General features: G+C 64.9%; 23 protein-coding genes, 1 tRNA gene and 2 rRNA genes. 19 read left to right on the forward strand and 7 right to left on the reverse strand.

Annotated features, from left to right (window positions below):
- The first annotated feature begins 55 nt into the window (after window positions 1–55).
- From ACFQ00_RS02540 to ACFQ00_RS02555, 4 genes are all read left to right on the forward strand, one after another.
- A 23S ribosomal RNA gene (locus ACFQ00_RS02540) occupies window positions 56–2,847 on the forward strand.
- Window positions 2,848–2,934: 87 nt separating this feature from the next.
- Window positions 2,935–3,049, forward strand: a 5S ribosomal RNA gene (rrf, locus tag ACFQ00_RS02545).
- 97 nt (window positions 3,050–3,146) lie between these two features.
- A tRNA-Met gene (locus tag ACFQ00_RS02550) sits at window positions 3,147–3,223 on the forward strand.
- Window positions 3,224–3,360: 137 nt separating this feature from the next.
- A complete protein-coding gene (locus tag ACFQ00_RS02555; RefSeq protein ID WP_381485695.1) occupies window positions 3,361–4,803 on the forward strand; it encodes an aldehyde dehydrogenase family protein in 1,443 nt (480 codons plus the stop codon).
- Between the two features lie 14 nt (window positions 4,804–4,817).
- On the opposite strand, the gene ACFQ00_RS02560 is transcribed toward ACFQ00_RS02555, so the two are convergent.
- Entirely contained in the window at window positions 4,818–5,234 is a 417-nt protein-coding gene (locus ACFQ00_RS02560) for an MgtC/SapB family protein (RefSeq protein WP_381485698.1), read from the reverse strand.
- A 190-nt stretch (window positions 5,235–5,424) separates the two neighbouring features.
- Here ACFQ00_RS02560 and ACFQ00_RS02565 point away from each other — a divergent pair, with 190 nt between their 5' ends.
- Both ACFQ00_RS02565 and ACFQ00_RS02570 read left to right on the forward strand, forming a co-directional pair.
- Window positions 5,425–6,012, forward strand: a complete 588-nt coding sequence (locus ACFQ00_RS02565) for a PEP-CTERM sorting domain-containing protein (protein WP_381485701.1) — start codon at window positions 5,425–5,427, stop codon at window positions 6,010–6,012.
- 141 nt (window positions 6,013–6,153) lie between these two features.
- A complete protein-coding gene (locus ACFQ00_RS02570; RefSeq protein WP_381485704.1) occupies window positions 6,154–7,113 on the forward strand; it encodes an NAD(P)H-dependent flavin oxidoreductase in 960 nt (319 codons plus the stop codon).
- Here the strand turns inward: ACFQ00_RS02570 and ACFQ00_RS02575 are convergent.
- Together ACFQ00_RS02575 and ACFQ00_RS02580 are read right to left on the reverse strand one after the other, a co-directional pair.
- Window positions 7,087–8,745, reverse strand: a complete 1,659-nt coding sequence (locus tag ACFQ00_RS02575) for a SulP family inorganic anion transporter (protein ID WP_381485706.1) — start codon at window positions 8,743–8,745, stop codon at window positions 7,087–7,089. The genes ACFQ00_RS02570 and ACFQ00_RS02575 overlap by 27 nt on opposite strands.
- Window positions 8,746–8,833: 88 nt before the next feature.
- A complete protein-coding gene (locus tag ACFQ00_RS02580) occupies window positions 8,834–9,292 on the reverse strand; it encodes a (2Fe-2S)-binding protein (RefSeq protein WP_374596335.1) in 459 nt (152 codons plus the stop codon).
- Between the two features lie 33 nt (window positions 9,293–9,325).
- Here ACFQ00_RS02580 and ACFQ00_RS02585 point away from each other — a divergent pair, with 33 nt between their 5' ends.
- From ACFQ00_RS02585 to ACFQ00_RS02625, 9 genes are all read left to right on the forward strand, one after another.
- Window positions 9,326–10,144, forward strand: a complete 819-nt coding sequence (locus ACFQ00_RS02585) for a crotonase/enoyl-CoA hydratase family protein (RefSeq protein ID WP_381485710.1) — start codon at window positions 9,326–9,328, stop codon at window positions 10,142–10,144.
- A 145-nt stretch (window positions 10,145–10,289) separates the two neighbouring features.
- The gene (gene coxB / locus ACFQ00_RS02590) at window positions 10,290–11,309 is read left to right on the forward strand and encodes a cytochrome c oxidase subunit II (protein ID WP_381485712.1); all 1,020 of its coding nucleotides are present in this window, start codon (window positions 10,290–10,292) and stop codon (window positions 11,307–11,309) included.
- 27 nt (window positions 11,310–11,336) lie between these two features.
- A complete protein-coding gene (ctaD, locus tag ACFQ00_RS02595; RefSeq protein ID WP_381485714.1) occupies window positions 11,337–12,998 on the forward strand; it encodes a cytochrome c oxidase subunit I in 1,662 nt (553 codons plus the stop codon).
- A gap of 10 nt (window positions 12,999–13,008) precedes the next feature.
- Window positions 13,009–13,926, forward strand: a complete 918-nt coding sequence (locus ACFQ00_RS02600; protein WP_374596343.1) for a heme o synthase — start codon at window positions 13,009–13,011, stop codon at window positions 13,924–13,926.
- A 112-nt stretch (window positions 13,927–14,038) separates the two neighbouring features.
- A complete protein-coding gene (locus ACFQ00_RS02605; protein ID WP_381485718.1) occupies window positions 14,039–14,629 on the forward strand; it encodes a cytochrome c oxidase assembly protein in 591 nt (196 codons plus the stop codon).
- Window positions 14,630–14,633: 4 nt separating this feature from the next.
- Window positions 14,634–15,461, forward strand: a complete 828-nt coding sequence (locus tag ACFQ00_RS02610) for a cytochrome c oxidase subunit 3 (RefSeq protein ID WP_121047109.1) — start codon at window positions 14,634–14,636, stop codon at window positions 15,459–15,461.
- Window positions 15,461–15,853, forward strand: coding sequence for a DUF983 domain-containing protein (locus ACFQ00_RS02615; RefSeq protein WP_381485722.1), 393 nt, complete (start codon window positions 15,461–15,463; stop codon window positions 15,851–15,853). Before ACFQ00_RS02610 ends, ACFQ00_RS02615 begins: the two co-directional genes overlap by 1 nt.
- A complete protein-coding gene (locus ACFQ00_RS02620) occupies window positions 15,853–16,446 on the forward strand; it encodes an SURF1 family protein (protein WP_381485725.1) in 594 nt (197 codons plus the stop codon). The genes ACFQ00_RS02615 and ACFQ00_RS02620 overlap by 1 nt, the downstream gene beginning before the upstream one ends.
- The gene (locus ACFQ00_RS02625) at window positions 16,446–17,120 is read left to right on the forward strand and encodes a fumarylacetoacetate hydrolase family protein (RefSeq protein ID WP_381485728.1); all 675 of its coding nucleotides are present in this window, start codon (window positions 16,446–16,448) and stop codon (window positions 17,118–17,120) included. Before ACFQ00_RS02620 ends, ACFQ00_RS02625 begins: the two co-directional genes overlap by 1 nt.
- Here ACFQ00_RS02625 and ACFQ00_RS02630 read toward each other — a convergent pair.
- Genes ACFQ00_RS02630 through ACFQ00_RS02640 form a run of 3 tightly spaced genes read right to left on the reverse strand, consistent with a single transcriptional unit; the run spans window position 17,117 to window position 18,541 of the window.
- Window positions 17,117–17,596, reverse strand: coding sequence for a DUF421 domain-containing protein (locus ACFQ00_RS02630; RefSeq protein ID WP_381485731.1), 480 nt, complete (start codon window positions 17,594–17,596; stop codon window positions 17,117–17,119). The genes ACFQ00_RS02625 and ACFQ00_RS02630 overlap by 4 nt on opposite strands.
- Entirely contained in the window at window positions 17,596–18,114 is a 519-nt protein-coding gene (locus ACFQ00_RS02635; RefSeq protein WP_381485734.1) for a hypothetical protein, read from the reverse strand. Before ACFQ00_RS02635 ends, ACFQ00_RS02630 begins: the two co-directional genes overlap by 1 nt.
- A gap of 46 nt (window positions 18,115–18,160) precedes the next feature.
- The gene (locus ACFQ00_RS02640) at window positions 18,161–18,541 is read right to left on the reverse strand and encodes a hypothetical protein (protein ID WP_381485737.1); all 381 of its coding nucleotides are present in this window, start codon (window positions 18,539–18,541) and stop codon (window positions 18,161–18,163) included.
- Between the two features lie 149 nt (window positions 18,542–18,690).
- Between ACFQ00_RS02640 and thrC the strand changes: the two genes are divergently transcribed.
- From thrC to ACFQ00_RS02660, 4 genes are read left to right on the forward strand one after another with little or no spacing between them, the layout of a single operon-like run.
- The gene (gene thrC, locus ACFQ00_RS02645; RefSeq protein ID WP_381485740.1) at window positions 18,691–20,088 is read left to right on the forward strand and encodes a threonine synthase; all 1,398 of its coding nucleotides are present in this window, start codon (window positions 18,691–18,693) and stop codon (window positions 20,086–20,088) included.
- Window positions 20,085–21,311, forward strand: a complete 1,227-nt coding sequence (locus ACFQ00_RS02650; protein WP_381485743.1) for a M16 family metallopeptidase — start codon at window positions 20,085–20,087, stop codon at window positions 21,309–21,311. Before thrC ends, ACFQ00_RS02650 begins: the two co-directional genes overlap by 4 nt.
- Entirely contained in the window at window positions 21,311–22,171 is an 861-nt protein-coding gene (locus tag ACFQ00_RS02655; protein ID WP_381485746.1) for a class I SAM-dependent methyltransferase, read from the forward strand. The genes ACFQ00_RS02650 and ACFQ00_RS02655 overlap by 1 nt, the downstream gene beginning before the upstream one ends.
- Before the next feature lie 46 nt (window positions 22,172–22,217).
- Window positions 22,218–22,505: a GIY-YIG nuclease family protein gene (locus ACFQ00_RS02660; protein WP_381485748.1), complete on the forward strand. Its 288-nt coding sequence runs from the start codon at window positions 22,218–22,220 to the stop codon at window positions 22,503–22,505.
- Between the two features lie 117 nt (window positions 22,506–22,622).
- On the opposite strand, the gene ACFQ00_RS02665 is transcribed toward ACFQ00_RS02660, so the two are convergent.
- Window positions 22,623–24,101, reverse strand: a complete 1,479-nt coding sequence (locus ACFQ00_RS02665) for a M23 family metallopeptidase (RefSeq protein ID WP_381485751.1) — start codon at window positions 24,099–24,101, stop codon at window positions 22,623–22,625.
- Between the last annotated feature and the right edge of the window lie 314 nt (window positions 24,102–24,415).

Raw genomic sequence — 24,415 nt, forward strand, 5'->3', positions numbered from 1 at the left:
AATCCTGCACGTCGACGACTGCGCATTAGCGCTGGCGTTGATGGTGTGGGCTCTCAAGTGTGAGGTAAGGGCGTTTGGTGAATGCCTTGGCATGCACAGGCGATGAAGGACGTGGCACGCTGCGATAAGCGTCGGTGAGGTGTGAGCAACCTTTGACCCGACGATCTCCGAATGGGGCAACCCAGCTTCTCCATTAAATCTCGTTTCACTGGAAACAGTGAGCCGGGGTTTAGTGGGGCGGTTATCTCTGAAATGAATACATAGTTTTGGAGAAGCGAACCCAGGGAACTGAAACATCTCAGTACCTGGAGGAAAGGACATCAACCGAGACTCCGTTAGTAGTGGCGAGCGAACGCGGACCAGGCCAATGGCTTAGAGTGAACCAGCAGAAGCTTCTGGAAAGTAGCGCCATAGCGGGTGATAGCCCCGTATGCGAAAGTGAACTCAAAGTCTTCGAGTAGGGCGGGACACGTGTAATCCTGTCTGAACATGGGGGGACCACCCTCCAAGCCTAAGTACTCGTGCATGACCGATAGTGAACTAGTACCGTGAGGGAAAGGTGAAAAGCACCCCGATTAGGGGAGTGAAACAGTACCTGAAACCGAACGCCTACAATCAGTAGGAGCCCCCTTGTGGGGTGACTGCGTACCTCTTGTATAATGGGTCAGTGACTTAATGTATCTGGCAAGCTTAAGCCGTTAGGTGGAGGCGTAGCGAAAGCGAGTCTGAATAGGGCGATTTAGTCAGATGCATTAGACCCGAACCCCGGCGATCTAGGCATGGCCAGGTTGAAGGTGCGGTAACACGCACTGGAGGACCGAACCGGTGAATGTTGAAAAATTCTCGGATGAGCTGTGTTTAGGGGTGAAAGGCCAATCAAGCCGGGAAATAGCTGGTTCTCCGCGAAAACTATTGAGGTAGTGCCTCGTATGTTTACCGTTGGGGGTAGAGCACTGGATGGATGCGGGGGTCGCGAGACCTACCAACTCTAACCAAACTCCGAATACCAACGAGTATAGTACGGGAGACAGACGGCGGGTGCTAAGGTCCGTCGTCGAGAGGGAAACAGCCCTGACCAACAGCTAAGGTCCCCAAATCGTATCTAAGTGGGAAAGCATGTGGGATTTCCAAAACAACCAGGAAGTTGGCTTAGAAGCAGCCATCTTTTAAAGAAAGCGTAACAGCTCACTGGTCTAAATAAGAGATCCTGCGGCGAAGATGTAACGGGGCTCAAGATACGTACCGAAGCTTTGGGTTTGGCGTAAGCCAAGCGGTAGCGGAGCGTTCTGTAAGTCTGCGAAGCGGTCTGGTAATGGGCCGTGGAGATATCAGAAGTGCGAATGCTGACATGAGTAGCGACAAACAGTGTGAGATGCACTGTCGCCGAAAGCCTAAGGGTTCCTGCGCAAGGCTAATCCGCGCAGGGTGAGTCGGAGCCTAAGACGAGGCCGAAGGGCGTAGTCGATGGTAACACGGTTAATATTCCGTGACCCGGGAGTGTGTGACGGATCGCGTAAGTTGTCAGACCTTATTGGATTGGTCTGGCCTCGAAGCGGTTCCAGGAAATAGCCCTCCCATTATGGTCCGTACCCGAAACCGACACAGGTAGGCTGGTAGAGTATACCAAGGCGCTTGAGAGAAGGATGTTGAAGGAACTCGGCAAATTACCTCCGTAACTTCGGGAGAAGGAGGCCCTGTTCGCGGGCAACCGTGGGCAGGGGGCACAAGCCAGGGGGTAGCGACTGTTTAGCAAAAACACAGGGCTCTGCTAAGTCGGCTTCAAGACGACGTATAGGGTCTGACGCCTGCCCGGTGCTGGAAGGTTAAGAGGAGATGTGCAAGCATTGAATTGAAGCCCCAGTAAACGGCGGCCGTAACTATAACGGTCCTAAGGTAGCGAAATTCCTTGTCGGGTAAGTTCCGACCTGCACGAATGGCGTAACGACTTCCCCACTGTCTCCAACATCTGCTCAGCGAAATTGAATTCCCCGTGAAGATGCGGGGTACCCGCGGTTAGACGGAAAGACCCCGTGCACCTTTACTGCAGCTTCAGAGTGGCATTAGGAATTAACTGTGTAGGATAGGTGGGAGGCTTTGAGACAAGGGCGCCAGTTCTTGTGGAGCCATTGGTGAAATACCACCCTGTTGATTTCTGATGTCTAACCTGCGCCCGTGAAACCGGGCGAGGGACCCTCTGTGGCGGGTAGTTTGACTGGGGCGGTCGCCTCCTAAAGAGTAACGGAGGCGCGCGATGGTTGGCTCAGGACGGTTGGAAACCGTCTGTTAGAGTGCAATGGCATAAGCCAGCCTGACTGCGAGACTGACAAGTCGAGCAGAGACGAAAGTCGGTCATAGTGATCCGGTGGTCCCTCGTGGAAGGGCCATCGCTCAACGGATAAAAGGTACGCCGGGGATAACAGGCTGATAACCCCCAAGAGCTCATATCGACGGGGTTGTTTGGCACCTCGATGTCGGCTCATCACATCCTGGGGCTGGAGCAGGTCCCAAGGGTTTGGCTGTTCGCCAATTAAAGTGGTACGTGAGCTGGGTTCAGAACGTCGTGAGACAGTTTGGTCCCTATCTGCCGTGGGCGTCGATATTTGAGAGGAGTTGCCCCTAGTACGAGAGGACCGGGGTGAACATACCTCTGGTGGACCTGTCATCGCGCCAGCGGTGCAGCAGGGTAGCTATGTATGGACGGGATAACCGCTGAAAGCATCTAAGCGGGAAGCCTCCCTCAAGATAAGATATCATCGAGCCGTGGAAGACCACCACGTTGATAGGCCGGGTGTGGAAGCGCGGTAACGCGTGAAGCTAACCGGTCCTAATTGCTCTATTCGCACTTAGAGCCCACACTATCATCGTCAGCGCTGATCGGATTTTGATCCGACGGCTTCGATTTCAAGCCCTTTTTCGTACGCACCGCCTTCATAGCTTGGTGGCCATAGCGTCTGTGACCCACCCGATCCCATCCCGAACTCGGCCGTGAAACCAGACAGCGCCGATGGTACTACTGCTCAAGCAGTGGAAGAGTAGGTCGCCGCCAGGCTTTGCAGGCGGTGCGCACGGAAAAGAAAACCCATTTACAATGTTGAACACTCGGTGCCTTTGCCCGCCCTCGGGTCCACGAGGACCGATACGGTTGACGCGGGATGGAGCAGCCCGGTAGCTCGTCAGGCTCATAACCTGAAGGTCGTAGGTTCAAATCCTACTCCCGCAACCAACCTTGCGACAAAAGAAACGCCCTCCGGGGCGTTTTTTTGTTTTCGGCGATATGCGTCCTGCCACTCGAAAGGGGTGCGGAGCGCCCCCGAATCGCGCTAAGGCTGGTGCAAATCCACAAATGCGATGGAGCGAGCCATGCGTGACTATTTGAAATTCTACATCAACGGTGAATGGGTCGATCCCGCGGGCGCCGCGAAGACGCTCGACGTTCTCAATCCTGCCACCGAAGCCGTCGCCGGACGCATCAGCCTCGGCTCCGCGGGAGACGTCGACCGTGCCGTGAAGGCCGCGAAGGCGGCGTTCCTCAGCTTCTCGCGCACCAGCCGCGCGGAACGGCTCGAGCTTCTGCAGGCGATCCTCGCCGAATACATGAAGCGCAGCGGCGAGATGGCCGAAGCGATCACCGAGGAAATGGGCGCGCCCGCGTGGCTCGCGAAGAGCGCGCAGGCGGCGATCGGCGCCGGGCATCTGCACACCGCGATCGAGGTTCTGAAGACCTACAAGTTCCACGAGCCGCGCGGCACGACGATGATTGCCAAGGAGCCGGTCGGCGTGTGCGGTTTCATCACGCCATGGAACTGGCCGATCAACCAGATCGCCTGCAAGGTCGCGCCCGCGCTTGCGACGGGTTGCACGATGGTGCTGAAGCCCTCCGAAATCGCCCCGTTCTCTGCGTGGCTGTGGACGGAAATCCTGCACGCGGCGGGTGTGCCGAAGGGTGTCTACAATCTCGTGAACGGTGACGGGCCGAGCGTTGGCGCGGCAATCTCCTCGCACCCGGATGTCGACATGGTGAGCTTCACCGGTTCGACACGCGCGGGCGTCGAAGTCGCGAAGGCTGCCGCCCCGACCGTGAAGCGCGTCGCGCAGGAACTCGGCGGCAAGTCGCCCAACATCCTGCTCGATGACGAAGGCTTCGGCGATGCGGTGAAGCGCGGCGTCGCGCACGTCTTCAACAACTCCGGTCAGTCGTGCAACGCGCCGACGCGCATGTTCGTGCCTGCTGGCCGCATGGACGAGGCGAAGACGGTGGCGAAGGCGACCGCCGACGCGTGGGCGCCGGGCGATCCTAACGGCAATGCGCGTATGGGGCCGGTCGTTTCCGAGCTGCAGTGGACCAAGATCCAGGGTCTCATCCAGAAGGGCATCGACGAAGGCGCCGAGCTCGTCGCGGGCGGTACCGGCAAACCTGAGGGACTGGAAACCGGCTACTACGTGAAGCCCACCGTGTTCGCGAACGTCACCAACGACATGACGGTTGCGCGCGAGGAAATCTTCGGCCCGGTCATTTCGATCCTCGGCTACGACAGTCTCGATCGCGCGATCGACGAGGGCAACGACACCGTCTACGGCCTCGCCGCCTACGTGCAGTCGACGGACATCGAAAAGGCACGCGAGATCGCGTCGCAGCTCCGCGCCGGGCAGGTCATCATCAACGGCGCCGGCAGCGACCTGATGGCGCCGTTCGGCGGCTACAAGCAGTCCGGCAACGGCCGCGAGTGGGGCGACCATGCCTTCGGCGAGTTCCTCGAAACCAAGGCGATGATCGGCTACGGCGAGGCGATTGCGGCGGAATAGGCGCCGCTGAATAATCAGTCCTGCGCGTCCGGCACCACCCGGTAAAGGACGCGCAGCACGACGAGTACCGTGAGCCCGAGCAGCGTGCCGATCACCACGAGCGGCACCTGCCCGGCGCCACACGCGATGCCGACCGCGGCGCAGAGCCAGAGGTTGGCGGCCGTCGTCAGGTTCTTCACCTTGTCGCCGCGCACGAAGATCAGCCCCGCCGCGATGAAGCCCACCGCCTGCGCCAGCCCTTCGATGGCGCGCAGCGGATCAGGCTGGGCGTTCTCTCCGCGATGCTCATCGAACAGCATCAGCGCCGAAATCACGATCATCGCCGAGCTGAGCGCAACGAGCGCGTGCGTGCGCAGCCCGGCCTCGTGCCCGCGCATTTCCCGGTCGAAACCGAACGCCAGCCCGATCGCGGTCGCGGCACCGAGCCGCATGGCGATCTCTTCCCATGTCATGGTTTTCAGAATGGCCCGTGGCCGCAAAGGTTCCTGCGCTGTCGGCAGGATTTACAAATTGAAAATCGCCTCCAACGCCCCGTCCAGAAAACGATTTATAATCCGTGGTTTAAGAATTTGGCACGGCGCTTGCTCCGGAAATTTTCAAACTGCAAATCCAGAGGATCGCATGCGCACTATCGGACTTTCCATTGCCCTGTCCCTGATCGCGACGGCCGCGGCCGCGTTCCCGATTGCGTCGTCGGGCGACGGCCTCAGCGTCATCGTGTCGTCCACCGAGAACGTGATCGCGCGCTACGAGGGCAACTCGGCCTCCTTCAGCAACGATCTCTATCTCGAACGCCTCGCGGACGGCACGCCCGGTATCGATGGCGATACGTCGAACGACCTCTACATCTTCAACAACCACGCCTCGGCGGTCGGCAGCACGGTCGATCTCGGCGTGTTCGATCTCGGCACGGAACTCGTCTTCCGCCTGCATGTGAACAACACGGGCTATGATTTCTACACGGGCGCCGCCTCGCGGAACCCGGACGCGAACATCCACGCCCGCGTGCAGAACGAATGGGAAGAAGCGACCACGCTCGTCAGCTTCGAAGATCTCTACAATGGCCCGTTCGATTTCAACGACCTCAGCTTCTCGTTCAAGAACACCAAGGCCGCGCCGGTCGATCCGACGCCGGTGCCGGAGCCCGGCGCGATCGCGCTGCTCGGCCTCGGCGTGCTCGCGCTCGGCCTTCGTCGCCGCCGCGCCTGAATTCGGCACGTAGCTTAGAGTGCCCGTCCGGCGTCCGCCGGGCGGGCACTTGTCGTTTTGGGAGCTTATCAGGAACGCGAGGTGTCTGGGGGCACGCGCAGCGCCCATAATCTACGCCTTCGCGACTGGCGGGAGGCCTGAATGTCCCTTCGTACACCGATCTGCGACCTGCTCGGCATCGAACACCCGATCCTGCTCGCCGGGATGGGCGGCGTTTCCTATGCGGAGGTGTGCGCGGCGGTTTCGAATGCGGGCGGGTTCGGCTCGCTCGGCATGGCGGGCACGAGCCCCGCGTTCATCCGCGAGCAGATGAAGCGCGTGAAGGATCTGACCGACAAGCCCTTCGGCGTCGATCTCCTCGCCGCGCAGCCCGAAACGCTCACGGAAAGCGTCGACGTGATCATCGCGGAAGGCGCGAAGGCGTTCATCGCCGGGCTCGGCGTACCGACGCCGATCCTGACTGAACTCAAAGCCGCCGGCATCGTCGTCATGTCGATGTGCGGCACCGTCGGCCATGCCGTGAAGGCCGCGGCGGCGGGCTGCGATGCAGTGATCGCGCAGGGTACGGAAGGCGGCGGGCACACCGGCAAGGTGGCGAGCGCGGCGCTCTGGCCGCAATGTGTCGATGCCGTCGATGTGCCGGTGATCGCTGCGGGCGGGCTTTACGACGGGCGCGGGCTCGCCGCGGCGCTCGCCTTCGGCTGCCAGGGCGTGTGGATGGGCACGCGCTTCATTGCCAGCCACGAGGCGCACGCGGGCCAGGCCTACAAAGACGCGATCGTCGCCATGAGCGACACCTCGACGACGATCAGCCGCGGCTTCACCGGCAAGACGCTGCGCGCCATCGCCAACGAAACCACGGACTATTTCGATCGGCATCCCGAAGACCTGAAACCGTTCCCGCTGCAGGTGATGGAGGCGGCGCAGGCGAACCGGCTGGGGCCGATCGCGGGGCTCCTCGATATCGATCCGGCAACGCAGTGTCTCGCGGCGGGGCAGGGCGGCGGCGGCGTCGATGCGATCCTGAGCTGTGCGGAGATCGTCGAGCGGACGCTTGCCGATGCGAAAGTCGCTTTAGGTCGACTCCGCGCGTTCGGCTGAAGCCATCTCCAGCGCGGCGGCATAGTCGGGCGCAAAGCGCACCTTGCCGCTGCGGGGGCCGAGGCCATTGCGGCGCAGCACTTGCGCGGGCTGCGGCTGCACGTTCGAGAAGATCACCTCCGCGCCGTGCCTGTGCGCCATGCTGACGAAATCCTTGATGCCTTCAACGCCGCTTGCGTCCAGCAGCGGCACCTCGCGCATCCGCAGGATGATGACGCGCGGTGGCTGGCCCATGCGGCGCAGCGTTTCCACGAGATCGGAGGCGACGCCGAAGAAGAAAGGCCCCGTGATGCGGAACACCTCCACGCCCGGCGGCAGGTCGTCCCGCTGCCCGGCATCCTCGGTTTCCACCTCGCGCACCGTCACGGCGACCGTGCGGCTCATCCGTTCCATGAACATCAGGCTCGCGAGCGTGACGCCCACACCGATCGCCACAGTGAGATCGACGAGCACGGTGAGCGCGAAGGTGAGGAGCAGCACCACGCGGTCGCCCATCGGCATCGCGCGGATGCGCAGCAGACGCTCGTACTCGCTCATCCCCCACGCCACCATGAACAGGATCGCCGCCAGCGCCGCCATCGGAATATAACCCATCAGCTTCGTGCCGAAGGCCATGAAAAGCAGCAGGAACAGCGCGTGGAACATGCCCGAAACGGGCGTGCGCCCGCCCGCGCGTATGTTGGTCGCGGTGCGCGCGATCGCGCCCGTCGCCGGAAGCCCGCCGAAAAGGGCGGACGCGAGATTGGCGACGCCTTGCCCCACGAGTTCCTGGTTGGAACGGTGGCGATAGCCGGTCATGCCGTCGGCGACGACGGCGGAAAGCAGCGCCTCGATCCCGGCAAGGAAGGCGATCGTGAACGCCGCCGGAAGCACCGCCGTGACCTTCTCCAGCCCGAGCGCGGGAATGTGCGGCACGGGAAGGCCGGACGGGATGTCGGGAAAACGCGAGCCGACCGTATCGACGGGAAGGCCGAGCAGTGAGACTGCAAGTGCCGCCACGACCACGGCGACAAGGAAACCCGGCACTTTCGGCGCCGTGCGGCGCAGCACGATGATGATGGCGAGCGCGCCTGCGCCGACGCCGAGCGTTGCGATGTCGATGGTGCCGATCGCCTCTGCATAGGCGGCAAGCTTGGGCAGGAAATCGGCGGGCACTTCCGCCATGCGCAGGCCGAGGAAGTCCTTCACCTGAGTGGTCGCGATGATGACGGCGATGCCGGCCGTGAAGCCCGTGACGACGGGGTGCGGGATAAACTTGATGAGGCTGCCGAGCCGCGCGTAGCCCGCTACAAGCAGGATCGCACCCGCCATCAGCGTCGCCAGCACCAGCCCGTCATAACCGTGCTGCGCGATGATGTTGAACACGACGACGACGAACGCGCCCGTCGGCCCGCCGATCTGTGTGCGCGAACCGCCGAGCGCTGAGATCAGGAACCCGGCGACGACCGCCGTCACCAGCCCCTTGTCGGGCGAGGCGCCGCTCGCGATGCCGAGCGCCATGGCGAGCGGCAGCGCGACGATGGCGACGGTAAGCCCAGCGAGCGCATCGGCGCGCAGCCGTGCCATGTCGTAGCCTTCGCGAAGCACGGTCATGAGCTTCGGCGTGAACTGGATGGGCAGGACGTCGCGCATGGGCAACCCCCGGAAATCTCGCGGAATGTCGTCTTGCTAGGCCCGAATTATGGCAAAATCATCCCGGAATGTTCCGGAAATCGGGGCACTATCCCTCTTTCGGGGTGCCCGCCGCACGCAGGATCGCCTTCTTGATGCGCGGATAGGTCCCGCAGCGGCAGAGGTTGGTGATCCCCGTCTTGATGTCGTCTTCGGTGGGCTTCGGCGTGTCTTTCAGGAACGCCGCCGCCGCCATGATCATGCCCGGCTGGCAATAGCCGCACTGCGGCACCTGCTCGGCGATCCACGCCTGCTGCACGGGGTGGCTGCCGTCTTTCGAAAGACCCTCGATCGTGGTGACGAACGTGCCTTCGATGTCGCCGATGTTCACCTGGCAGCTGCGCTGCGCCTGCCCGTCGATGTGTACCGTGCACGCGCCGCAAAGCCCCGCCCCGCAACCGAACTTGGTGCCGGTCAGGTTCATCGCGTCGCGCAGTGCCCACAGCAGCGGCGTGTCGGCCGGCAGGTCAAAAGCGACAGGATTGCCGTTGATGGTGAAGCGAGTCATGACGAGGTGAGATTTAGACGCAGAGGTGCCCGAATGGAACTGCAAACGCTGTCGCTCGCCGTGGCAGATGGAATCGCGCGCGTGACGATGACGCGGGGTGAGGCGCTCAACACCATGACGGAAGCGTTCTGGACCGAGATCGTGGACGTTTTCGGGGCGATCGAGGCGGACCCGTCGGTGCGTGCGGTGCTGATCGTCTCGACCGGCAGGCACTTCACGGCGGGGCTCGATCTCGAATGGGCGGGCGCGGATCTGCTCGGCGCGGCAGACGGCGAGGTCGCGCGCCAGCGCCTGGCGCTGCGCCGCAAGGTGAAGGCGATGCAGCGGAGCTTCACGGTGATCGACGAGTGCAAGGCGCCGGTGATCGCGGTGGTGCAGGGCGGCTGCATCGGCGGCGGCGTCGATCTCGTCACCGCCTGCGATATCCGTATCGGCACGGCGGACTGTTTTTTCAGCATTCAGGAGATCAATGTCGGCATCGTTGCCGACGTCGGCACGCTGCAGCGTATTCCGCACCTGTTGCCGCAGGGGCTGGTGCGCGAACTCACCTACACGGGGCGGCGCTTCATGGCGGAGGAGGCGGCGCGCCATGGTTTCCTCAATCGCGTGCTCGCCGCGCACGACGAAGCCATCGCTGCGGGCGAGGCGCTGGCGCGCGAGATCGCATCGAAATCGCCCGTCGCCATTCAGGGCGCGAAGGCGGTGCTGAACCGCGGACGCGACCAGAGCATCGCCGAAGGGCTCGATTATGTGGCGACCTGGAATTCGGCTTTCCTGCCGGGCACCGATCTTGGCGAGGCCGTGGGGGCGCAGCTGCAGAAGCGCCCGCCCCGCTTCGAGGATGCAGTTTGAAGCGCAGGGCGCGCGCGCCGGAAAGCGCCGGGTGCGGCAAGCTATCGCTTGTTCGCGAATCCGGGCGCATCTATAAGGCGCGCCAAATCGATTCCGTCGGTGCGTTCGCGCGCCGGCTGGCCGTATTGGAACAAGTGGGGGTTTGATGCGCGGATTCAAGGCATTGGCGGTAGCTGCGGCGCTGACGTTCGGCGCCGTTCAGGCACAGGCGCAGGACGCGGCGGCTCCGGCCGCCGCCACGGTCGAGCAGGCTGCTGCGGCTCCGGTCGCGGAAACGGCGGCGCCTGCCGTCAATCTGGCGAACATGGGCACGGCGCCCGATGCTACGGTGGGTCAGCCGCAGGGCGGCTGGCACATTCAGCCGCAGGTGACCGAACTTGGTCAGCGGGGCTCGGATTTCAACACCGCGCTGCTTCTCATCATGGGCGTCATCACCGCCTTCGTGTTCGCGCTGCTGATCTGGTCGATGATCCGTTTCCGCCGCGGCGCGAACCCGGTGCCCTCCAAGACGACGCACAACGTGCTGATCGAGGTGGTCTGGACGCTGGTGCCCGTGCTCGTGCTCGTCGGCATCGCCATCCCCTCGTTCAAGCTGCTCGCCGCGCAATATGATCCGCCGAAGGCCGATCTCACGATCAAGGCGACCGGCCATCAGTGGTACTGGAGCTACGAATATCCCGACCAGGGCGGTTTCGGCTTCGATGCCGTGATGCTCTCGGATGCGGATGCCGCGAAGGCGAACGAGCCGCGCAACCTCGCGGTCGACAATCGCGTCGTCGTTCCGGCCGGCGCCGTCGTGAAGGTGCTGCTGACCGCGTCGGATGTGATCCACAGCTGGGCGGTTCCGGCCTTCTGGGTGAAGATGGACGCCGTTCCGGGCCGCGTGAACGAAACCTGGTTCAAGACCGATCGCGAAGGCCTCTATTACGGCCAGTGCTCAGAGCTTTGCGGCACCAAGCACGGCTTCATGCCGATCGCGGTCGAAGTCGTGTCGAAGGAAAAGTTCGATGCGTGGGTCGCCGCGCGTCAGGCCGATGCCGGCGTCGAGGTCGCGGCTGCCGCGCCCGCCGCTACGGCCGCTGCGCCTGCGCCCGCGGCTGATGCCGCGGCCGCCCCCGCTGCTGCACCGGAAGCGGCGCCTGCCGCTGCCGCCGAAACGCTTTAAGATCAAGTTCGGGTAGGAACGACACTCATGGCCGAGACCACCGCCGCCCACTACGACGCCCACGGCGATCACGCCCACGCGCATCACGACGATCATCACACGCCGGGCTTCTTCGCCCGCTGGTTCCTGTCCACGAACCACAAGGACATCGGGACGCTGTACCTGATCTTCGCGATCGTCGCGGGCATCATCGGCGGCGCGATCTCGGGCGTCATGCGCCTCGAGCTTGCCGAGCCGGGTATGCAGTACCTGCCGGTGTGGGCGGGCGGCAACATCGATGCCGCCTATCACATGTGGAACGCGTTCATCACCGCGCACGGTCTCATCATGGTGTTCTTCATGGTGATGCCGGCGATGATCGGCGGCTTCGGCAACTGGTTCGTTCCGATCATGATCGGCGCGCCGGACATGGCGTTCCCGCGCATGAACAACATCTCGTTCTGGCTGATCATCCCGGCCTTCCTGCTGCTGCTCGCCTCGATGTTCGTCGAAGGTCCGGCGGGCTTCAACGGCGCGGGCACCGGCTGGACGGTCTATCCGACGCTGTCGACGAGCGGCCACCCCGGGCCGGCGGTCGACCTTGCGATCTTCTCGCTGCACCTTGCGGGCGCGTCGTCGATCCTCGGCGCGATCAACTTCATCACCACCATCTTCAACATGCGCGCGCCGGGCATGACCCTGCACAAGATGCCGCTGTTCGTGTGGTCGGTGCTGGTCACCGCGTGGCTGCTGCTGCTCTCGCTCCCGGTTCTCGCCGGTGCGATCACCATGATGCTGACGGACCGCAACTTCGGCACGACCTTCTTCGATCCGGCCGGCGGCGGTGATCCGATCCTTTACCAGCACCTGTTCTGGTTCTTCGGTCACCCCGAAGTGTACATCATGATCCTGCCGGGCTTCGGCATCGTCAGCCAGGTGGTGGCGACGTTCAGCCGCAAGCCCGCCTTCGGCTACCTCGGCATGGCCTATGCGATGGTCGCAATCGGCTTCATCGGCTTCATCGTGTGGGCGCACCACATGTACACGGTCGGCCTCGACGTGAACGTGAAGCTCTATTTCACGGCGGCGACGATGATCATCGCGGTGCCCACGGGCATCAAGATCTTCTCGTGGATCGCCACGATGTGGGGCGGCTCGATCAGCTTCGAAACCCCGATGCTGTGGGCGATCGGCTTCATCATCATGTTCACGCTGGGCGGCGTCACCGGCGTCGTGCTCTCGAACGCCGGCGTCGATACGATCATGCACGACACTTACTACGTGGTGGCGCACTTCCACTACGTGTTGTCGCTCGGCGCCGTGTTCGCGCTGTTCGCGGGCTTCTACTACTGGTTCCCGAAGATGTCGGGCCGGATGTACAACGAGGTCCTCGGCAAGCTGCACTTCTGGGTGTTCTTCATCGGCGTGAACGTGATGTTCTTCCCGATGCACTTCCTCGGCCAGGATGGTATGCCGCGCCGCTACCCGGATTATCCGGATGCGTTCGCCTACTGGAACCACATCGCGTCGCTCGGCTACGTCATCATGGCCGTGGGCATGGTGTTCTTCTTCGTGAACGTCATCATCTCGCTGATCGGCGGCAAGAAGGCCGCGGACAATCCGTGGGGTGAGGGTGCAACGACGCTCGAGTGGACGCTGTCCTCGCCGCCGCCGTTCCACCAGTTCGAGACGTTGCCGGAAATCAAGTAGGGCAGCTCTGGTGGCCAGCGTACCCGCCGTATCCGTCACGCCGGTCAGCGACTTCGCTGACTGGCGCGACTATTTCGCGCTCTTGAAGCCGCGCGTGATGACGCTCGTCGTCTTCACGGGGCTTTGCGGTCTGCTGGCTGCGCCCGGCCATATCCACCCGGTGATCGGCTTCACGGCTGTGCTCTGCATCGCGGTCGCGGCCGGCGCCTCGGGCGCGCTCAACATGTGGTACGAGGCCGATCTCGACGCGCGCATGAAGCGCACGGCGAACCGGCCGATCCCGGCGGGGCGCATCGATCCGGCCTCGGCGTTCGGCTTCGCCGTCAGCCTCGCGATCGGCGCGGTCGCGGTAATGGCGCTCGCCGTGAACATGGCCGCCGCCGCGCTCCTCACCGTTTCCATCCTGTTCTACGTGTTCGTTTACACGGTGTGGTTGAAGCGCCGCACGCCGCAGAACATCGTCATCGGCGGCGCCGCGGGCGCTTTCCCGCCGGTGATCGGCTGGGCGGCCGTCACGGGCGACGTGACCGCGCTCCCGATCCTCCTCTTCGCGCTCATCTTCCTGTGGACGCCCCCGCATTTCTGGAGCCTCGCGCTCTTCGTGCGCGGCGACTATGCGAACGCGGGCGTGCCGATGCTGCCCGTCACGCACGGCGCGCGGGTCACGCGGGGCCAGATCCTCGCCTACACGCCGCTCCTCATCGGCGTCAGCCTCGTGCCGTGGGCGATGCACCTCACCGGCGCGATCTACGGTATGACGGCGGCGATCCTTGGTGCGGTGTTCATGGCGCTCGCGGTCGCGGTGTTCCGCAACAGCGCGACCGATCCCGCCGCGATGCGCCCGGAGCGCCGCCTGTTCGCCTTCTCCGTCCTTTATCTCTTCGTGATGTTCGGCGCGCTTGTCGCCGATCGCTGGCTGCTGGCTTGATCGTGGCGGACGACGACCTCCAGAAAAAGCGGAAGAGCCGCAATTTCGTGCTCGGCGCGGTGCTCGTCGGGCTCGCCGTGCTGTTCTACGCCATCACGATCGCGAGGATGGGATGAGCGGCGAACGCGGCATCCGCCGCACCGGCCTTATCGCCGGTGGCGTCGCGGTGGCGATGCTCGGCCTCGCCTACGCAAGCGTGCCGCTCTACCGCCTGTTCTGCCAGGTTACCGGCTTCGGCGGCACCACGATGCGCGTGGATGAGAACGCGGCCCCCAATGCGGTCAACAAGGTCATCAAGGTGCGCTTCGATGCGAACGTCGCGCCCGGCCTCGCATGGATCTTCAAGCCCGTGCAGACGCAGGCGACGGTCCGCATCGGCGAGCGCAAGATGGCATTCTATCAAGCCACCAATCTCACCGACAAGCCGATCACCGGCATGGCGACCTACAATGTCTCGCCCGATACGGCTGGCGGCTATTTCATGAAGATCCACTGTTTCTGCTTCGATCAGCAGACGCTGCAGCCCGGCGAGACGGTGGATATGCCGGTCAGCTACTATATCGACCCGGCGATTCTGGAAGACGCGAGCGCCCGCCGGATCGACGAGATCACGCTCAGCTATACCTTCTTCCCACAGGAAGAAGAGACGAATAAGACAGCAGCCAATACGGCCGTAAAGGCGGCCGACGGAACACAGGGGTAAGACCATGGCCGGTGCCAAGAACCACGATTTCCACATCCTGCCGCCGAGCCCGTGGCCGCTCATCGGCGCGTTCTCGGCACTGACGATGGCAGCCGGCGGTGTGGGCTGGATGCATGAGCAGGCGTGGGGCGGCTGGGTCTTCTTCCTTGGCTTCGCCTTTGTGCTGTTCACCTTCTACAGCTGGTGGTCGGATGTGATCCGCGAAGCGAACACGGGCGATCACACGCCGGTGGTGCAGCTTCATCATCGCTACGGCATGATCCTGTTCATCGCCTCCGAAGTGATGTTCTTCGTCGCCTGGTTCTGGGCTTATTTCGACGCGGCGCTGTACCCGGACACGGGCGAGGCGGTTGGCGGCGTGTGGCCGCCGCACGGTATCGAGGTGCTCGATCCCTTCGTCTACCCGCTGCTCAACACGCTCATCCTGCTGCTTTCGGGCACCACGGTCACGTGGGCGCACCATGCGCTCATCCACGGCGATCGCGAGGGGCTGAAGAAGGGCCTCTGGCTCACCGTCATCCTCGGCTTCATCTTCTCGTGCGTGCAGGCCTATGAATACAGCCACGCCGCCTTCGGCATGGCCGGCAACATCTATGGCGCCACCTTCTACATGGCGACCGGCTTCCACGGCTTCCACGTCATCGTCGGCACGATCTTCCTGATCGTCTGCCTCATCCGCACCTACAAGGGCGATTTCACGCCGAAGCAGCACTTCGGCTTCGAAGCCGCGGCTTGGTACTGGCACTTCGTCGACGTCGTGTGGCTGTTCCTCTTCGTGGCGATCTACGTCTGGGGCAGCGACTTCGGCGCGGCGGTCGTCGCGGGTCACTAATGGCTTCGGGCCCGGACGGCGTCGGCGCTGTCGACCCGGTCCGGGCCGCGCTCAAGGGCTGCTGCCCGCGCTGCGGCAAGGGCAGGCTCTACCGCAATCTCCTTGAATTCACGGATCGCTGCCCGGCGTGCGGGCTCGATATCGCCGGCTTCAATGTCGGGGATGGGCCTGCCGCCTTCCTGATCTTCCTGCTCGGTTTCCTCGTCGTCGGCCTCGCCATGTGGCTGGAGTTCGGCGTGCATCCGCCGTGGTGGGTCCATGCGCTGCTCTGGCCGCCGATCCTCGTCGTGCTCACCGTGTGGGGGCTGCGCGTCGGCAAGGCGATCCTGCTCGCGCTCGAATTCCGAAACGAGGCCGCGGAGGGCCGGCTCAGCGACAAGTCTGATCGCTGATGCGCCTGCCGCTTCTGCCGACGCTGATGGTCGCCGTGATGGTGCCGGTGATGATCGGCCTCGGCTTCTGGCAGTTGCACCGCGCGGACTGGAAGGCCGATCTGCTCGTGCGGCTGGAAGCGCAGGCGAAGCTGCCGGTTCTCGAAAACTCCGGCCTGTCCGATGATCTGGAATTTCGCCGCATCCGCCTGATCGTCGATTGCCCTGATCCGTTCGCGAAGGGGCGCAGCGGCAAGAACGCGGCCGGAAAGGTCGGCTTTTCGATGCTGCTGCTGTGCGATGCCGGGACGGGGCCGATCCTCGTCGATGCCGGCTGGTCCGATCGCCCCGATGGCTGGACGAAACTGGCCGCGCCGTGGCCGCCTAAAGGCGCATTCGCCGTCACCGGCACGCTCGTCCGCACGGGCGGCGAGGGGCCGCGCTACACGCTCGTTTCCGAAGCCGCGCCCGCGCCGCTGGTGCCGAGCGCGCCGCCTTCGTCCGAAGATATACCCAACAATCACATGGCCTATGCCGTGCAGTGGTTCGCCTTTGCTGCCACGCTCGGCATCATCTATGCGGTCTACGTGTCGCGGTTCAGACGGGGGAAGTGATGGATTTGCCAAAGGTCGACGTGCCGACGATCGCGATTGCCGGCAGCACACAGCGTTTTCCCGTGCGGCGCATCTTCTGCGTCGGCCAGAACTATGCCGATCATGCGCGCGAGATGGGCTCGAACCCCGATCGAGAGCAGCCGTTCTTCTTTTCGAAGCCTGCTGATGCGGTTGTCGAAAGCGGCGCTGCGCTCCCGTTCCCAAGCCAGACGAACAATCTCCACCACGAGGTCGAACTCGTCGTCGCGCTCGGCGCAGGCGGCAGCAACGTGGCTGTTGCGGACGCCGGGGCGATGATCTTCGGCCACGCCGTCGGCATCGATCTCACGCGCCGCGATCTGCAGGCCGATGCGAAGGCGAAGGGCCGCCCGTGGGACATGGCGAAAGGCTTCGATGCGTCCGCGCCCGTCGGCGCGCTGACGCCAGGCGCGCCGCCCGCCGCGGGCGCGATCACGCTCCGCGTGAACGGCGACCTCCGGCAGAACGGCGACCTCTCGCAGATGATCTGGAACGTCGCCGAGGTGATTTCGAAGCTCTCCACCTACGTCGCGCTCGCCCCCGGCGACCTTATCTTCACCGGCACGCCCGCCGGCGTCGGGCCGATCGTGGCGGGTGAAACGGTGGTCGCCGAAATCGCGGGCACGGCGCCGGTCGAGGTTCGCTTCACGGCCTAGATCGGATCGCTCCGGTCGCGCTGCTCTGCGGCGTCGCCTTTCGTCTTGATGAAGCTGATCTTGCCCTGCGGCTCGATGATCGCCCACGCGACATCCTTCAGCGAGGCGATCCCCGCGAGGCGCATTTCCGATTCAAGCTCCGCGCGGGTCATGCGGTCCCGCCGCAAATTGTCCGTGATGATCGCGCCGTCGCGCACGACGACGCGCGGCTTGCCGTCGAGCAGGCGTTCCATCGCGGGAAACAGGTATGTGATCCAGCTGAGCAGCAGTGCGAGGAAACCGAATGTGGCGACCGCGAGCATCGCGCCGGTGAGGCTGAAATCATTGTGTGTCACACCCTGCTGGATGAGATCGCCCATCACGATCATCACCAGCAGCTCGAACGGCGTCAGCTGGCCAAGCTCGCGTTTCCCGAGCAGACGCAGCAGCAGATAGAGGATGACGAAAACGGCCGAGGCGCGCAGCACGATATCCATCAGGGGCGCACCTCCAGCCGCGCCGGAAGCGTGGCGAGGGGCGTTTCGCCGTCGTAGAGCGTGACGCGGCCCGCGGTGCCGCCGACGAGCGCCGGGTTGATCTGCCCGTCCACCTTGATGCGCAGCGTGTCGCCTGCCGCCAGCGGCGCGTACTCGAAGCGGTAGCCGCCGCGTCCGTAGCTTTCGTCGGCAGCGGCGGGGATCATCGTGTTGATCGTCAGTTCGTGCCAGTAGCGTGGGGTTACCGCGATCACGGGCCGCGCGATCGCGCGCGCGGCGTCGATGCGCATCCGCATTTCGAAAACCATGCCGCTGCGCGCAATGTGGGGCGCTTCCAGCGTCAGCCGCGCCTTCGGTCCGGCGGCGCTCTGCGAAGGGTTCGGAAAGCCGCCGAGCGCGCCTGAAACCGCGATCAGGATGATGGCGGCGAGAACGAGGAACGATAGTGGGCTCGCACCCCGCGGCCAGCGGCGCGTGAGGTGCGTTTCCGAGATGCCGTCCGGGTAGTGGTCGCCCATGTGTCTCTCCGGGGGCACAATCCCGGAAGGGGCGGAAGGTTCCCGCTCAGGAAAGCGCGGCGCTGCCGAGAAATTGCCGCGCGCGCCGGATCGAGCGGATCGGCGGAAGCGCCATCATGTCTGCCGAAACGGCGGGAGCAACAGGGCGCAGGAACGCTGCGTCGAGCGCTGCGCGATCGATGCCATCCATCGTTTCTGCCGGAAATCGGCGGCGCAGGCCCTCGCTCTCGTGCGCGCGCGGCAGGATCCGCGCCTTTAGGCGCCGGCCGACGGAAACCCGGATGGGGAGGCCAGCGGAAACCTTGATCCAGCTGTTCCAGCTGATGCCTGCGCGGCGCATGATCTCGCTCTGCGATCCGGTAAGCGGCGCGATATCCGCCACCAGCGCCGGGTTTACGATACACATTCCGGGCCTGCCGCGCGCCATATCCAGTCTCCTCGCTTTGGCCTCTATGAAAGCGGCGTTCCGGCGCCCGCCCATATTTTCTGGTGCCCGGTCCATGAACGGCGGGAATAGCGCCGGATTGTGCGCTATTTGTTGCGGTGTCCGCCGCTTCCCGATAAGTCCGCGCGGTCATGCGGTACATCAGCACGCGCGGGGGAGCACCCGCACTCGATTTTCGGGGCGTCACGCTCGCCGGTCTCGCGTCGGATGGCGGCCTCTATGTCCCCGAAGAGTGGCCGGTGCTCTCGAAGGACGAGATCGCCGCGCTCTCCGGCCTCAGCTACGCCGACACCGCCTTCGCGATCTGCCGTCGCTTCACCGGCGATTCGATTCCCGACGCTGATCTGAAGCGCCTGATCGACGAGGCCTACGCGAGTTTCGATCATGCCGCGGTGACGCCGCTCGTGCAGCTCGATGCGCGGCATTTCCTGCTCGAGCTGTTCCACGGCCCGACGCTGGCGTTCAAGGACGTCGCGCTGCAGTTCCTCGGCCTGCTGTTCGAGCACTTCCTGAAGGACGCGGGGCGGCACCTCACCATCGTCGGCGCCACCTCCGGCGACACCGGCTCCGCCGCGATCCAGGCGCTCGCGGGCCGCGAGCATGTCGACGTGTTCATGCTGCACCCCGAGGGCCGCGTCAGCGACGTGCAGCGCCGCCAGATGACGACGGTGATGGCGCCCAACATCCACAACATCGCGATTTCCGGCACGTTCGACGACGCGCAGGCGATGGTGAAACGCATGTTCGGCGACACGGACGTGACCAGCCGCTTCGAGATCAGTGCGGTCAACTCGATCAACTGGGCGCGCCTGATGGCGCAGGTCGTCTATTATTTCTACGCCGCCGTCCGCCTCGGCGCGCCGCACCGCGAGGTCGCCTTCTCGGTGCCGACGGGCAATTTCGGTGACGTGTTCGCGGGTTATGTCGCCGCGCGCATGGGGCTCCCCGTCGCGCGGCTGATCGTTGCCACCAACATCAACGACATCCTGCACCGCGCGCTTTCCGCCGGCGATTACTCCGCCGGCACGGTCACGCCCACCGCCGCGCCCTCGATGGACATCCAGGTGTCGAGCAATTTCGAACGCCTGCTGTTCGACCTCGCAGGCCGCGACGGCGCCAAGCTCACCGCGATGATGCAGGCGTTCGACGCGTCGAAGATGCTCGAAATCCCCGCCGACATGCGCGCCCAGGCTGCGGAGCGCTTCACCAGCTACCGCGTCGATGAAGACGAGATGGCGCTCACGCTGCGCTGGGCCTCCGAAATGGCCGGCAACATCATCGATCCGCACACCGCGATCGGCCTTGCTGCCGCGCGCGCCGCCGATCTCGATCCCGCCATCCCCGTCGTCACGCTCGCGACCGCGCACCCGGCGAAGTTCCGCGATGCCGTTGAGCGCGCGACCGGCGTGCGCCCCGTGCTCCCCGCGCGCCTCTCCGGCCTCTTCGACCGCGAGGAGAGCTTCACGTCGCTTCCCGGCGATTACGCCGCCGTCCGCGATTTCGTCACCGCGAGGGCAACGCCCAGATGATGCGTCTCTCGACGCTCGCGAACGGGCTTCGCGTGGCGACGCGCGAGATGCCGAGCGTCGAGACGGTGTCGGTGGGCCTGTTCGCGGACATCGGCTCGCGACACGAACGCACCCGCGAAAACGGCCTCGCGCATCTCTTCGAGCACATGGTGTTCAAGGGCGCGGGCGGCCGCAGCGCACGCGCCATCGCCGAAGCGATCGAAGACGTCGGCGGCGAGCTCAACGCTGCGACGAGCCGCGAGACGACCGTGTTCTCCGCCCGCCTGCTCGCGGACGATCTCGCGCTCGGCACCGGCATCATCGCCGATCTCGTGCGCCTGCCGCATTTCGACGACGAGGAGCTCCAGCGCGAAAAGCGCGTCGTGCTGCAGGAACTCGGCGAGGCGCGCGACACGCCGGGCGATATCATTTTCGACAATCTCCAGTCCGTCGCCTTCCCGGGCCAGCCGCTCGGCCGTTCGATCCTTGGCGATGAGGCGAGCGTCGGCGGCCTTGCTCGGGCCGATCTGCTTGCGTGGCAGCGGCGCTATCGCCCCGGCGGGATGATGCTGGTTGCGGCCGGAAAGGTCGATCACGACGCGCTCGTCGATCTCGCCGCGGTCCGCTTCGGCGATCTCCCGCACGCCGAACCGACGCTTCCAGAGCCTGCGCTGTTCGTGGGCGGCATTTCGGCGGACCCGCGCCGCTTCGAGCAGGCGCACCTTGCGCTCGGCTTCGATGCGCCGCGCGCGCTCGCCCCCGATTATTTCGCCGCGCGTCTGTTCGCGGAGGCCGTGGGCGGCGGCATGTCCTCGCGCCTGTTCCAATCGGTGCGCGAGGAGCGCGGCCTTGCCTACAGCATCTACGCCGCGTTGCAGGCCTTCGACGATGCCGGGCTGTTCTACATCTACCTCGCCACCGAGCGGCGCGAGGCCGCGGCGGCGATGGCGCTCGTCCGCGAGGAACTGGCCGGCGCGGTGACGGGACTTCAGTCCGCCGAGCTTGAGCGTGCGCGTGCGCTCGTGAAGGCCGGGCTGCTGATGAGCCTCGAAAGCACGGAAGGGCAGGCGAGCTATGTGGCGCGCCAGCTCGCGCTCTGCGGCCGCCTCGTCGAGCCTGCCGAGGTTGTCGCTGAAATCGACGCGGTGACGCTGGAGGCGGCCCGCGCCGCGGGTGCCGCGATGCTTGCCGGGCCGTCGGCGCGCGCCTCCGTGGGGGCGGCCGAGAAGGCGCTCGCGGCCTGATGGCGCTCGCCACGCTCGTCACCGAACCCTGGGCCGATTTCGGCCTCGTCGACAGCGGCCATGGCCGCAAGCTCGAACGCTATGGGCCGTGGCGTTTCATCCGCCCGGAACCGCAGGCGATGTGGGCGCCCGCCACGGCCGATTGGCGTGCCGACGGTGAGTTCGTTGGCGGATCGGACGCCGAAGGCGGCGGCCGATGGACGCTTTCCCCGAAAGTCCCGCCAAGCTGGCCGCTATCGCGCGGCGGCGTGAAGTTCTGGGCCTCGAACACGCCGTTCCGCCACCTCGCCTTCTTCCCGGACATGGCCCCGCAATGGGATTGGATCGCGGACCGTGTCGCGCCGGGCGACGAAGTGCTCAACCTGTTCGGCTACACCGGCGTCGCCAGCCTCGTGATGGCGGCGAAGGGCGCACGCGTCACGCATGTCGATGCGTCCAAAAAGGCGGTCGCCGCGGCGGTGGAAAACCAGAAGCTCTCCGGCCTCGGCGACGCGCCCATTCGCTGGATCATCGACGATGCGCTCAAGTTCGTGGAGCGCGAGGTGCGCCGCGGCCGCCGCTACGCCGGCATCATCCTCGATCCGCCCAAATACGGGCGCGGGCCCAAGGGCGAAGTGTGGGAGCTCGACGAAAAGCTCGCCGCGCTGATGGCGGCGTGCGCCGCGCTGCTGGATGATCGCTCGAAATTCCTCGTGCTCACGGCTTATGCCGTCCGCCTCTCCGCCATCGCCATCGCAAACCTCGCCGAGGAGGTCACCCGCCCGCTCGGCGGCAGTGTGGAAGCGGGCGAAATGACGATTCGCGAGGAAGCCCGAGGCCTACTGCTGCCGACCGCGATCTTCGCCCGCTGGTCGCGGTGACGCCACCCCTCCCGTCACCCCGGCGAAGGCCGGGGCCCATACGCCGGTGAAGCCTCGCGGCTGGGTGTATATCATGGCGAGCCGCAAGGGCGGCACGCTCTATATCGGCGTCACAAATGACCTGGCCCGGCGGGCGCATGAACACCGCGAAGGAATCGTTCCCGGCTTCACGAAGCGGTACGCTGTGAAAACGCTGGTCTGGTACGAAGAGCACGACGATTTCCGCGAGGCCATCGCCCGCGAAAAGGCGCTCAAGGAATGGAACCGCGCATGGAAGCTGCGGCTCATCAACGAAGCGAACCCGGAGTGGTGCGATCTTTATCCGTTTCTGTAGTCGGGTAGGTCGCATGGGCCCCGGCCTGCGCCGGGGTGACGATCTAATTGAGCGGATTTACTTCTGACGTCATCCCGGCGCAGGCCGGGATCCATAACCACGTTTCAGCGCAGCGCCCTACGCGTCGTGGCTCACCGCGATCGGCTTCATCTGCCGCATACGCTGCAGCTCGGACTTGAAGCGGGCGAGTTCCTGGCCTTCCAGCTGCTCCTGGATCGGCAGCTTCGCGGAGCGCGGGTTCACGGGCCGGCCGGCGATGTGGACCTCGTAGTGGAGGTGCGGGCCGGTCGAGAGGCCGGTGGAGCCGACATTGCCGATCACGTCGCCCGCGCCGACGCGCTGGCCGCTGCGCGATGCGATGCGCGAAAGGTGGCTGTAGGTGGTGACGATGCCGCTCGCGTGGCGCACCTGCACCTGGTTGCCGTACCCGCCGTTGCGGCCCGCGAAGATCACGGTACCGGGCGCGGTGGACATCACCGGCGTGCCGCTGCGCGCCGCGAAGTCGACGCCCGCGTGCATCCGCGCGCGCTTCAGGATAGGGTGGAAACGCGTGCCGAAGCCGGAGCTGAAGCGGGCGCCCGCCACCGGCGACTTGATCATGCCCTCGACGGCCGAGGACCCATCGGCGAGGAAGAACTTGGTGCGGCCGTTGTGGACCCAGCGCAGCAGCTCGACGTCGCGCTTGCCGCCGAGCTTCGCGTAGATGAGGTTGCCGGTCTCGGTCTCGCCGGTTTCGGCGCGGCGGTGTTCCACGACCATCTGGAAGCTGTCGCGCGAGCTGACGTCGCGCTGGAAATTCACCTTGGGGCTCAGCGCCTTGATGTAGCTGGCAACGACACGGCTCGGCAGACCGAAGGCGCGTGCGGACTGGTAGAGGCTGCCGCCGACGTCGCCCGCGACGACGAGCGGGCTGTCGTCGACCGCGATCTCGTCGCGCGTCACGATCAGGTCGCCCGCCTGGCTGCGGTTCACTTCGAGGCGCAGGTCGAACGCGGCGCGGAAGGCGAGCGATTCGAGCGGGCGCGGCTGCGATTTGTCGGTGCGGCGGCCGAGCACGAGATCGACCGCAGCGCCGGGCTTCAGCGATTTCACGTCCGTATGGCCGGCAACGAGCAGCGCCACGTTGGCGACATCCGCCGCGGAAACGCCGGCACGGCGCAGCGCGCCGTTGAAGCTGTCGACATCGCGCAGGCGCGCGGTCACCTCGATGCGCGGGCGCTCCGGCGGCTCGGCGAGCGCGGTGACGCGGGCGGTGGGCTGGTGGAAGGCGAGGCCCTGCGGGCTCTTCGCGAGTGGGGCGATGGAAATTGTGTCGAGCGCGGCGAGCTGCGTGGGGGCGAGTTCAGGCTGGGCGGGCTTCACGATCGGCGCGGGGTGGAACGCCACGGTGGCCGCAACGCCAAGCATCGCGCCAAGCGTGCCCATGCCGCGCCACCAGCGCTTCGTGCCGATTTCGGCGCCGAGATCGACGACGATATCCACGCCGCGCATACCGGCCGCGCGCGCTGGCTTTGCAGACGCACGGGGACCCTGCGCCGAAGGCGCCGGGATCGAGAATGTCGCGCCTTCAAAGGCGCCTGTGGTGGGTTGAAACACGAAGCCCCCGCCCCAATTTTTCAAAACACAGATGTCACCGCCGGAGCGGACATTTATCTGCGTGCGACCCATCAATTTGGAATCGGCCGATAAACGGCCTTTCCCCGCGATCGGCAAAGTGTCGTTCAGGGTGCTTAATGTCAATTTAACACGGGGGGTTAAGCGCCGTGGCTGCGATGAAGCGACAGGATTCAAGCGGCGAGCCGTTGGGCGCATCCGAAACGATTCGTTTCATCGTTTCGTCGCTTGCGTGCCCAAGGGATCAGTGACACCATATGTGGTGTATGAGGAGATGTGCTGTTTCGTGAGAGCAC

This window comes from Sphingosinicella xenopeptidilytica (assembly GCF_042676985.1).
GTDB classification, from domain to species: Bacteria; Pseudomonadota; Alphaproteobacteria; order Sphingomonadales; family Sphingomonadaceae; genus Sphingosinicella; species Sphingosinicella xenopeptidilytica.

Excerpts from the sequence above, each read along its gene's own strand:
- ACFQ00_RS02555 (WP_381485695.1), top strand. The coding sequence starts at position 3,361 with ATGCGTGACTATTTGAAATTCTACATCAACGGTGAATGGGTCGATCCC.
- ACFQ00_RS02560 (WP_381485698.1), bottom strand. The coding sequence starts at position 5,234 with ATGCGGCTCGGTGCCGCGACCGCGATCGGGCTGGCGTTCGGTTTCGAC.
- ACFQ00_RS02565 (WP_381485701.1), top strand. The coding sequence starts at position 5,425 with ATGCGCACTATCGGACTTTCCATTGCCCTGTCCCTGATCGCGACGGCC.
- ACFQ00_RS02570 (WP_381485704.1), top strand. The coding sequence starts at position 6,154 with ATGTCCCTTCGTACACCGATCTGCGACCTGCTCGGCATCGAACACCCG.
- ACFQ00_RS02575 (WP_381485706.1), bottom strand. The coding sequence starts at position 8,745 with ATGCGCGACGTCCTGCCCATCCAGTTCACGCCGAAGCTCATGACCGTG.
- ACFQ00_RS02580 (WP_374596335.1), bottom strand. The coding sequence starts at position 9,292 with ATGACTCGCTTCACCATCAACGGCAATCCTGTCGCTTTTGACCTGCCG.
- ACFQ00_RS02585 (WP_381485710.1), top strand. The coding sequence starts at position 9,326 with ATGGAACTGCAAACGCTGTCGCTCGCCGTGGCAGATGGAATCGCGCGC.
- coxB (WP_381485712.1), top strand. The coding sequence starts at position 10,290 with ATGCGCGGATTCAAGGCATTGGCGGTAGCTGCGGCGCTGACGTTCGGC.
- ctaD (WP_381485714.1), top strand. The coding sequence starts at position 11,337 with ATGGCCGAGACCACCGCCGCCCACTACGACGCCCACGGCGATCACGCC.
- ACFQ00_RS02605 (WP_381485718.1), top strand. The coding sequence starts at position 14,039 with ATGAGCGGCGAACGCGGCATCCGCCGCACCGGCCTTATCGCCGGTGGC.
- ACFQ00_RS02610 (WP_121047109.1), top strand. The coding sequence starts at position 14,634 with ATGGCCGGTGCCAAGAACCACGATTTCCACATCCTGCCGCCGAGCCCG.
- ACFQ00_RS02615 (WP_381485722.1), top strand. The coding sequence starts at position 15,461 with ATGGCTTCGGGCCCGGACGGCGTCGGCGCTGTCGACCCGGTCCGGGCC.
- ACFQ00_RS02620 (WP_381485725.1), top strand. The coding sequence starts at position 15,853 with ATGCGCCTGCCGCTTCTGCCGACGCTGATGGTCGCCGTGATGGTGCCG.
- ACFQ00_RS02625 (WP_381485728.1), top strand. The coding sequence starts at position 16,446 with ATGGATTTGCCAAAGGTCGACGTGCCGACGATCGCGATTGCCGGCAGC.
- ACFQ00_RS02630 (WP_381485731.1), bottom strand. The coding sequence starts at position 17,596 with ATGGATATCGTGCTGCGCGCCTCGGCCGTTTTCGTCATCCTCTATCTG.
- ACFQ00_RS02635 (WP_381485734.1), bottom strand. The coding sequence starts at position 18,114 with ATGGGCGACCACTACCCGGACGGCATCTCGGAAACGCACCTCACGCGC.
- ACFQ00_RS02640 (WP_381485737.1), bottom strand. The coding sequence starts at position 18,541 with ATGGCGCGCGGCAGGCCCGGAATGTGTATCGTAAACCCGGCGCTGGTG.
- thrC (WP_381485740.1), top strand. The coding sequence starts at position 18,691 with ATGCGGTACATCAGCACGCGCGGGGGAGCACCCGCACTCGATTTTCGG.
- ACFQ00_RS02650 (WP_381485743.1), top strand. The coding sequence starts at position 20,085 with ATGATGCGTCTCTCGACGCTCGCGAACGGGCTTCGCGTGGCGACGCGC.
- ACFQ00_RS02655 (WP_381485746.1), top strand. The coding sequence starts at position 21,311 with ATGGCGCTCGCCACGCTCGTCACCGAACCCTGGGCCGATTTCGGCCTC.